Consider the following 8,365-nt stretch of genomic DNA (forward strand, 5'->3'; position numbering starts at 1 on the left):
TCCGTCGTTTCGTGCGGGTCAGCCCGGGTGCGTCATCGACAGCAGGTCGAGCTTCTCGTCGAGCTGCTCGAGAGTGAGGTCACCGCGCTCGACGTAGCCGAGGTCGATCACGGCGTCGCGCACGGTGATGCCCTTGGCGACCGAGTGCTTGGCGATCTTCGCGGCAGCCTCGTAGCCGATGAGCTTGTTCAGCGGGGTGACGATCGACGGGCTCATGCCCGCGAAAGCGGCGGCGCGTTCGACGTTCGCCTGCAGGCCGTCGATGGTCTTGTCGGCGAGCACGCGCGAGGCGTTCGACAGCAGACGGATCGACTCGAGCACCGCCGTGCCCATCACCGGGATCGCGACGTTGAGCTCGAACGAACCGGATGCTCCGGCCCAGGCGACGGTCGCATCGTTGCCGATCACGCGCGCGCACACCATCAGCACGGCCTCGGGGACGACCGGGTTGACCTTGCCGGGCATGATCGAGGAGCCGGGCTGGAGGTCGGGGATGTGCAGTTCGCCGAGACCCGTGTTGGGGCCGGAGCCCATCCACCGCAGGTCGTTGTTGATCTTGGTGAGCGAGACGGCGATCGTCCGCAGAGCGCCGGAGGCCTCGACCAGGCCGTCACGGTTGGCCTGCGCCTCGAAGTGATCCTTCGCCTCGGTGATGGGCAGCTCGGTCTCGGCCGCGAGCAGCGCGATGACCTTCTGCGGGAAGCCGAGGGGCGTGTTGATGCCGGTGCCCACGGCGGTGCCGCCCAGGGGAACCTCGGCGACGCGCGGGAGGGCCGACTGCACGCGCTCGATGCCGAGGCGGATCTGACGGGCGTAGCCGCCGAACTCCTGGCCGAGGGTCACGGGCGTGGCGTCCATGAGGTGCGTGCGGCCGGACTTGACCGCGTCCTTCCACAGTTCCGCCTTCGCCTCGAGGGCCACGGCGAGGTGGTCGAGCGCGGGGATGAGTGTGTCGATGAGGGCCTGCGTCACGGCGATGTGCACCGACGTCGGGAACACGTCGTTCGAGGACTGCGAGGCGTTCACGTGGTCGTTCGGGTGCACGGCCGAACCGAGGATGCCGGTTGCGAGGGTGGCCAGCACCTCGTTCATGTTCATGTTCGACGACGTGCCGGAACCGGTCTGGTAGGTGTCGACCGGGAACTCGCCGTCGTGCGCGCCGGAGGCCACCTGGTCGGCGGCCTGGGCGATCGCGTCGGCGATGGCGCCGTCGAGCGTGCCGAGTTCCTTGTTGGCGAGCGCTGCAGCCTTCTTGATCCGGGCGAGGGCGGCGATCTGCGTCGATTCGAGGCCCTTGCCCGAGATCGGGAAGTTCTCGACGGCGCGCTGCGTCTGCGCCCCGTAGAGCGCGTTCACGGGCACCCGCACCTCACCCATGGTGTCGTGCTCGATCCGGTAGCCCTGCGCATTCTCGCCGCTGCGCTGGTCGGTGTCGGTCATTCAGAACCCTCCTTGGTTTCGGGGTCGATCCCCTTGGTGACGTCGGTGTCGAGCCCGACCGTGATGACGGGCACCGCCTCGCCCTCGGCCAGACGGTAGTTGGCGCCGACGATGCCCAGACGGCCTTCGGCGACGGCGTTGCTGATGATCTCGGACGACTGCAGCAGGTCGCGCACGGTGTTGCGCAGATGCTCGATGCCGACGAGCTCCGAGTCGATGTCGGCGACGGTGCCGCCGCCGCTCTCTGCCAGGACCTTCCGCGCGGCGGGGACGATCGGGGCGATCAGCTTCCAGATGTGCGGCGGCAGAGGAGCGGCGTCGATCGCGGTGCCGTCGATCGCCGCGCGAACCGCGCCGCAGGAGTCATGGGCGAGCACCACGATCAGGGGCACTTCGAGCACCGCGACCGCGTACTCGAGGCTCGCGACGATCGATTCACCCATGACCTGGCCGGCGTTGCGGACGACGAACAGGTCGCCGAGGCCGAGGTCGAAGATGATCTCCGCGGCGAGACGTGAGTCCGAGCAGCCGAACAGTGTGGCGACGGGGTGCTGCGCCGCCGCCAGGTCTTTGCGTCGGAGCACATCCTGGTTCGGGTGACGCGGTTCGTCCGCGACGAAACGGCGGTTGCCCTCCTGCATCTGCTGCCAGGCTGCGGCCGGGGTCAGGGGGTGCGTCATGAGGCCTCCGAGATGTCGTGGATCTGCGGGATGAGGGATTCTGCGAGTTCCGCGGTGGAGTCTGCAGAGCGCGCGCCGTAGAGCAGGATGTAGTCGTCACCCGCCTGAGTGCCGATGGCGTAGGTGACGTTCGCGTTGGACTCGGCGCTGCCGGGCTTGTAGACGTCCCAGTCGAGTCCGCCGATGCGCACCGTGTCCGTGGGTGCGATGCCGTTCAGTCGCTGCGGTGCCCAGGACGCGTCGGCGTCGAAGGCCTGCGCGACCTTGACGAAGCCGCGCTCGGTGTCGGATTTCGGCGCGAGCGTCACTTCCCAGACGACCGTGGCGCCACCCTGCATCTCCGCATTGTTCGCGCGCCAGAAGGTGCCGAGCTCGGGGATGAGGACGGGGCGCTCCATCGAGGACTCCACGCCTTCGGCCACGGCCGCGACGTCGAGCGGCTTGCGTTCGACAGGCTCGCCCCGGGGCACCGCGAAGATGATGACGGCGACGACGGCCACTGTGACCAGCAGCGCCGCGATGAGGTTGCGGAAGGTCTGGCTGGATCGGTAGGCCTTGCTCGACGCCGCCTTACGGGCGGCGGTCTCGTCCGGCGTCTCCGGGCGTCCGAGCTCGGCGATGATCGGAGGCTGCTTGCTCATGCGTCGCCGCCAGGAGTCTCGTCGTCCGACGCGGCCGCGCGAGCGGCATCCAGACGGCGTTTCGCGCCGAGCAGCCACTCCTCGCAGCGAGCGGCCAGCGCCTCGCCGCGCTCCCAGAGGGCGAGCGAGTGCTCGAGGGTCGGAGAGCCCTGTTCGAGCTCGGCGACGACCTTCACGAGCTCGTCACGGGCTGCCTCGAACGACAGCGTCTCCACGGGGATGTCGTTCAGGGCGCTCACCCCTCCATCCTACGTCGTGCGTCGTGTCGGCCCGGCTCAGTCGTTCTCAGGGATCTGGCCCTCCGAGCGGGCAGCCACCGATCCACGATCGACCGTGATCGTCAGGGCGCTGCCTGCCGGCGCATCCGCCGCATCGCGAAGGATCACGCCGCCCTCGAGGTGCGCGATCGCATAGCCGCGAGCCAGGGTCGCCGCGGGGGAGAGCGCCCGCAGGGAGGCGCGCAGCTCGCTGGTGCGACGTCCGGCGAGGTCCAGCTGCCGGGTGAGACTGTCGCGGCCACGGGACAGCAGGAGCCACAGCTCCTGAGCACGCGCGTCGATGATCGGCGCGGGGGAGCGCAGGACCGGGCGGGAGCGGAGCTGCTCGAGCTGTGCGATGTCGTGCGTGAGGCGCTGCGTGAGGCGCGACGTCGCGCGGGATCTCAGCTGCGCGATCAGAGCCCGCTGCTCTCCGACGTCGGGTACCACGCGCTTCGCCGCATCCGTCGGGGTGGATGCGCGGAGGTCGGCGACATCGTCGAGGAGCGGGTGGTCGTTCTCATGTCCGATCGCGCTGACGACGGGGGTGGTCGCCGCGGACACCGCCCGCACGAGGCGCTCGTCGCTGAAGCCGAGGAGCGTCTGCGGGTCACCGCCGCCGCGGGCGATGATGATGACGTCGACCTCGGGGTCCGCGTCCAATTTCGCGAGGGCCGCCAGGGTGTCGGGCACACAGCGATCACCCTGCACGGCGGCGTACTCGGTGCGGAAGCGCACCTGCGGCCAGCGCAGCTCGGCGTTGCGGTGCACGTCTTTCTCGGCGTCCGAGCGCTCGCCGGTGATCAGCCCGATGACGTGCGGGAGGAACGGCAGGCGCTTCTTCCGGGCCGGGTCGAACAGGCCCTCCTGACGCAGCTGCACACGGAGCTTCTCGAGACGCTCGAGCTGATCGCCGAGCCCCACGTGCTTCATCGCGGAGACCGCGAAGCTGAAGTCTCCGGCTTTGACGAAGTAGTCGGCCTTCACCGCCACGACGACGTGATCGCCGATGCCGATGTCGGACGGGATGCGTCCGCGCACACTCGACCACACGCGGATCGAGATCTGCGCGTCCGAGCGGGTGTCCTTCAGCCGTGCGAAGACGTTGCCGGCGCGAACGTTCCAGGACGTGATCTCACCCTCGACCCAGACCGTGTTCCAGCGGGCGATGAAGTCGCGGATCGTCGCGTTGAGCCTCGTGACCGAGGTGGGGGCATCGGCTGTGGAATCGCGAGGGGCGACCGAATCGGCGGGCGGCGTCTCACCCTGGCCCGCCGTCGCTTCGAAGACTGTCATCCGCTCCCGTTCCTGACCCTGGTCTCTCCGGCCCCGCACAGCCGCGCGGCGGTAGAATCCAAGGGTGACTTCGACTGCCGTGCATCTCCCCGTCCCCCGTCTCCCACGTGTTCGTGCGGCGGCCGGACGGCTTCAGGATAACCCGGTGGCCGGACGCAAGCGGGTCCTGCTCGCCGCGCCGCGCGGATACTGCGCCGGCGTCGACCGCGCCGTCGTCGCCGTCGAGAAGGCGCTCGAACGCTACGGCGCCCCGGTCTATGTGCGCAAGCAGATCGTGCACAACATCCATGTCGTGACCGAGCTCGAGGAGAAGGGCGCGATCTTCGTCGAAGAGGTCGACGAGGTCCCCGAGGGCGCGCACGTCGTCTTCAGTGCGCACGGCGTCTCCCCGGCGGTCGTCAACGCCGCATCGGATCGTGGATTGCACGCGATCGATGCGACCTGCCCTCTGGTCACCAAGGTCCACCGCGAGGCCGTGCGCTTCGCCCGCGACGACTTCGAGATCCTGCTCATCGGTCACGAGGGTCATGAAGAGGTCGAGGGGACGGCAGGCGAGGCCCCGGAGCACGTCACGGTCGTGAACTCCCCGGAAGAGGCAGACACCGTCGTCGTGAAGGACCCCAACAAGGTCGTCTGGCTCTCGCAGACCACGCTCTCGGTCGACGAGACGATGGAGACGGTGAATCGCCTCCGCACGCGCTTCCCCGAGCTGCACAATCCGCCGTCCGATGACATCTGCTACGCCACGCAGAACCGGCAGGTCGCGATCAAGAAGGTTGCGGCCGGTGCCGACCTCGTGATCGTCGTCGGCTCGTCGAACTCCTCCAACAGCGTGCGCCTCGTCGAGGTCGCGCTCGAGTACGGCGCGAAGGCCGCCTACCGCGTCGACTACGCGGAGGAGATCCAGCAGGAGTGGCTCGACGGCGTCGAGACCGTCGGCGTCACGAGTGGTGCATCCGTGCCCGAGGTACTGGTGCGCGAGGTACTGGATGCGATCGGCGACGCCGGGTACCGTGATGTCGAAGAGGTCAAGACCGCAGAGGAGGACCTCATGTTCTCCCTGCCCAAGGAACTTCGACACGATGCTTCCGGTCAGCGTGACGATCGTGCACTCGGCGGTCGCGCCACTGGAGGAGGCGCGTAGCGTTGAGCGCCGCGGAAGCGGAGCCGACCCTCATCGGGTCGGTACAGCGCGCGCTGCGACTGGTCGACATCGTCGCCAACTCGCCTCGGCCGCTTCCGACCAAGATGCTGGCGGCGATCACGGGATTGACGCCGGGCACGACATACAATCTCGTGCGCACCCTCGTCCATGAGGGGTATCTGAGCTCCGAACCCGACGGATTGGTGCTCGGGACCCGGTTCCCCTCGTTCCAGCAGCAGATCGACTCGCGGGGCGTCTTCCTGGCTCGAGTCCGAGCCGCCCTCCGGGACGTGACGGAGGATGTGGGGGCGACCGCGTACCTCTCCCGGTTCGCTGATGGAGAGATGCACCTGGTCGACATCGTCGACGCGGTGCGCAACCCGAGGGTGGAGCTGTGGGTCGGACTGCAGTCGAGCGCGCACGCGACGGCTTTGGGGAAGCAGATCCTGGCGGACCTGCCCGATGATGAGCGACTGGACTACCTCTCCCGACATCGCCTGGAGGAGCTCACGCCGCGCACGATCAGCGACCGCACGACACTGCTGACCCATCTGGAGCACTCGCCCGGATGGGCGGTGGATCATGAGGAGTATGTGATCGGCGCGACCTGTGTGGCGGTGCCGGTCATCGCCCCCGGCGTCACCGCGTCGCTCGCGATCTCGTTGCCGGCCGACCGCGCAGTGGTGGACAGCGAGCTGGTGGCGACGCTGCAGCGAACGGCCAGACGGCTCTCGCTGCAACTCGGCGCCGACAACCTCGACGCGGGTTCCGACGGCGCGGAGTTCACTATCTGAAGTCTGACCCCTGGTGCTCGGGCACACGTTTTCCTATGATCAGGTGAGTAGCGGCATGCATCAGCGCTACTGATCACCACAGGCGTCCCCAGCGCCGGTGATCAAATTGGATGAGAAGCGTCCCCAGCGCTTCACGTCCGCGGCCCCGCGAAGTCCCCACTTCTCCGGGGCCGCTATCGTTTTCACGCGCCCTCGCTGTGAATCGCCCAGGGTCGGGACGGTTAGCATGGCGGGATGACCGATCAGCGCCCGCAGTACGGCGAACTCGCCACGCCCGAGGAGCAGCGGCGAGCCGCCGGCTTGCCGCCCCTCGACGAGGTCGTCGTCGCCCCGCCGGCATCGCCGGCCGCAGGCCCGACGGTGCCCGATCCGAGCGCGAGCGCCCCGGCGGCACGTCCGCACCCGGTCGACCGCTTCGTGACCATCGCGCTGCTTGCCTACGGCCTGGTGAACATCATCATCACCGGGTTGTCGTATCTCGATCTGCCCACCGTGATGAACGAGACGATGAAGATCCTCGGCATCGAGGGGGAGTTCACGAACTTCGCCCAGGGGCGGATCTGGGGGACGATCGCGGCCATCGTGCTCGCCGTCGGATGGTCGATCACGGCGGCGCTGTCGATCCGACGTCTGCGGCGTCGACGGATCAGCTGGTGGGTGCCGATCGCGGGTGCGCTGGCGACGATGATCGTCGTGACGATCTGCATCTCGGTGCCGATGATGAACGACCCGGCTTTCGTGGCCTACCTCGCGACCGTCGGGCAGTAGCCGCGGGAGCACGTACTGTCGAAGGATGCTTCAGAACAGCTTCGGCATCCAGCTCTCCTACGCCTCCGTGGATCGTGGCGACGGCTCCGACCCTCGGCCAGCGGCCCGAGACATCCTCTCCCTGTTGCGTGTTCCCGCCGGTATGCGCGATGCGACAGCCGCGTGGGATGACCGGGAGGAGGCCGTACTCGCGATCCCGGTGACGGACGACGGCCACGTCCTGACGCTCAGCGAGGAGGACACGGTCGAGTCGACCCTGTCGACGAGCGAGCTGAAGTCAGCCTTCGAGGCGGAGGGCCTGACGCTCTGGCTGGACGTGGACGTGGACGTGGATGAGGACGAGGCGTTCGGCTTCGATCCGGTGGAGGAACTGGTCGACGAGCTCATCGACGATTCGGCCGAGGTGGGCGCCGACGAGTCGGAGGATGCCGCGATCGATTCCGCACTGTTCGCGGCTTCGGCGGTGAGGGTCTCCGCGTTCTCGCACCGCGGCCCCGGCATCGCGAGGATCCTGGCGACGGCGCGCAGAATGCCCGTCGATCACCGGGAGTCCGGCGACTGGTCGCTTCAGCAGTTCGAGACCTCGGAGCCGACCGGTGATTGGTCGACCTCCAGGGCAGAGGTGCCCGTGATCGAGCTGAATCGCGCGGACGCCGACGTGTGGTTCGAGGTGACCGCGGGCAACGGCGGTCCGGTGCCGTTCTGGACGGATGCGGAACGCGACACCCTGCCCGTGCTCGACATCGACGCCATCCGTGTTCCCGAGACTGCGGAGATCTACCGTCGACTGCTCACCGAGGGTGACGGGAGCCGCGATGAGCTCCTGGAGCTGGCCGCCGCCGTCAGGCTCGATGTGGATGCCGCCCACCGCGCACTGATTCCCGAGGCATTGGGTGGTGTGATCGGTGCCGAGTCCCGCGAGCGAGCCTTCCTGGCCGCCTTCGGCGTCGCGCCGGACTTGATCGACGCCGCGTTCGGCGGGGCGACCGCACGGCCGCAACGGCGGTTCCTGCCGGTGGGGTGGTGGACCGCGGTGCGGGAGACGGCGATCGCCGGGGTCGGGGAATTCACGCCTCTCACCCGTCGGGAACGCCCGCTCGCGCGGCTCGGCGAGGCTCTCCGCCGCCGTCCCGTGGTCGGCCTCGCCCTGTCGTTCGGGGAGTTCGCCGCGGGAGCGTGGGTCACGTCTCGCGTGCGGGGAGCGGGCAGGACCCTCGGGTTGCTGCTCGTGATCGATGCGTTGATCGATGCAGCGATCTCGATCGTCCGGATCCGCCGCGGCCGAGGCTGACGGCTGCCCGGCTGGCCGACCGCGCCACGCTGCGAAATGAGAGATGGCCCCCCC

The 8,365-nt window shown here is 68.7% G+C and carries 9 protein-coding genes; 4 read left to right on the forward strand and 5 right to left on the reverse strand.

Features of this window, described 5'->3' with window-relative positions; all coding sequences use genetic code 11:
• Positions 1-18: 18 nt before the first annotated feature.
• The 5 genes from ACNPM4_RS07205 to xseA are packed head-to-tail and all read right to left on the reverse strand — an operon-like array spanning position 19 to position 4,314.
• A complete protein-coding gene (locus ACNPM4_RS07205) occupies positions 19-1,440 on the reverse strand; it encodes a class II fumarate hydratase (RefSeq protein ID WP_105709551.1) in 1,422 nt (473 codons plus the stop codon).
• Positions 1,437-2,120 carry a carbonic anhydrase gene (locus tag ACNPM4_RS07210; RefSeq protein ID WP_262000616.1) on the reverse strand — a complete coding sequence of 228 codons (684 nt, stop codon included), beginning with the start codon at positions 2,118-2,120 and terminating at the stop codon, positions 1,437-1,439. The genes ACNPM4_RS07205 and ACNPM4_RS07210 overlap by 4 nt, the downstream gene beginning before the upstream one ends.
• Positions 2,117-2,761 (reverse strand): DUF4245 family protein, encoded by a 645-nt coding sequence (locus ACNPM4_RS07215; protein ID WP_448985234.1) that lies wholly within the window; start codon positions 2,759-2,761, stop codon positions 2,117-2,119. The genes ACNPM4_RS07210 and ACNPM4_RS07215 overlap by 4 nt, the downstream gene beginning before the upstream one ends.
• Positions 2,758-3,000, reverse strand: coding sequence for an exodeoxyribonuclease VII small subunit (locus ACNPM4_RS07220; protein ID WP_029262960.1), 243 nt, complete (start codon positions 2,998-3,000; stop codon positions 2,758-2,760). Before ACNPM4_RS07220 ends, ACNPM4_RS07215 begins: the two co-directional genes overlap by 4 nt.
• A gap of 36 nt (positions 3,001-3,036) precedes the next feature.
• Positions 3,037-4,314 carry an exodeoxyribonuclease VII large subunit gene (xseA, locus tag ACNPM4_RS07225; RefSeq protein WP_448985235.1) on the reverse strand — a complete coding sequence of 426 codons (1,278 nt, stop codon included), beginning with the start codon at positions 4,312-4,314 and terminating at the stop codon, positions 3,037-3,039.
• A 64-nt stretch (positions 4,315-4,378) separates the two neighbouring features.
• Between xseA and ACNPM4_RS07230 the strand changes: the two genes are divergently transcribed.
• The 4 genes from ACNPM4_RS07230 (at position 4,379) to ACNPM4_RS07245 (ending at position 8,311) form a co-directional block, all read left to right on the forward strand.
• Positions 4,379-5,458: a 4-hydroxy-3-methylbut-2-enyl diphosphate reductase gene (locus ACNPM4_RS07230; protein ID WP_181156177.1), complete on the forward strand. Its 1,080-nt coding sequence runs from the start codon at positions 4,379-4,381 to the stop codon at positions 5,456-5,458.
• Positions 5,459-5,460: 2 nt separating this feature from the next.
• The gene (locus tag ACNPM4_RS07235; protein WP_448985236.1) at positions 5,461-6,252 is read left to right on the forward strand and encodes an IclR family transcriptional regulator; all 792 of its coding nucleotides are present in this window, start codon (positions 5,461-5,463) and stop codon (positions 6,250-6,252) included.
• Between the two features lie 234 nt (positions 6,253-6,486).
• Positions 6,487-7,020 carry a DUF6264 family protein gene (locus tag ACNPM4_RS07240; protein ID WP_448985237.1) on the forward strand — a complete coding sequence of 178 codons (534 nt, stop codon included), beginning with the start codon at positions 6,487-6,489 and terminating at the stop codon, positions 7,018-7,020.
• A 25-nt stretch (positions 7,021-7,045) separates the two neighbouring features.
• Positions 7,046-8,311 carry a hypothetical protein gene (locus ACNPM4_RS07245; protein WP_400855958.1) on the forward strand — a complete coding sequence of 422 codons (1,266 nt, stop codon included), beginning with the start codon at positions 7,046-7,048 and terminating at the stop codon, positions 8,309-8,311.
• Positions 8,312-8,365 lie beyond the last annotated feature (54 nt).

The organism is Microbacterium umsixpiens (assembly GCF_053543675.1).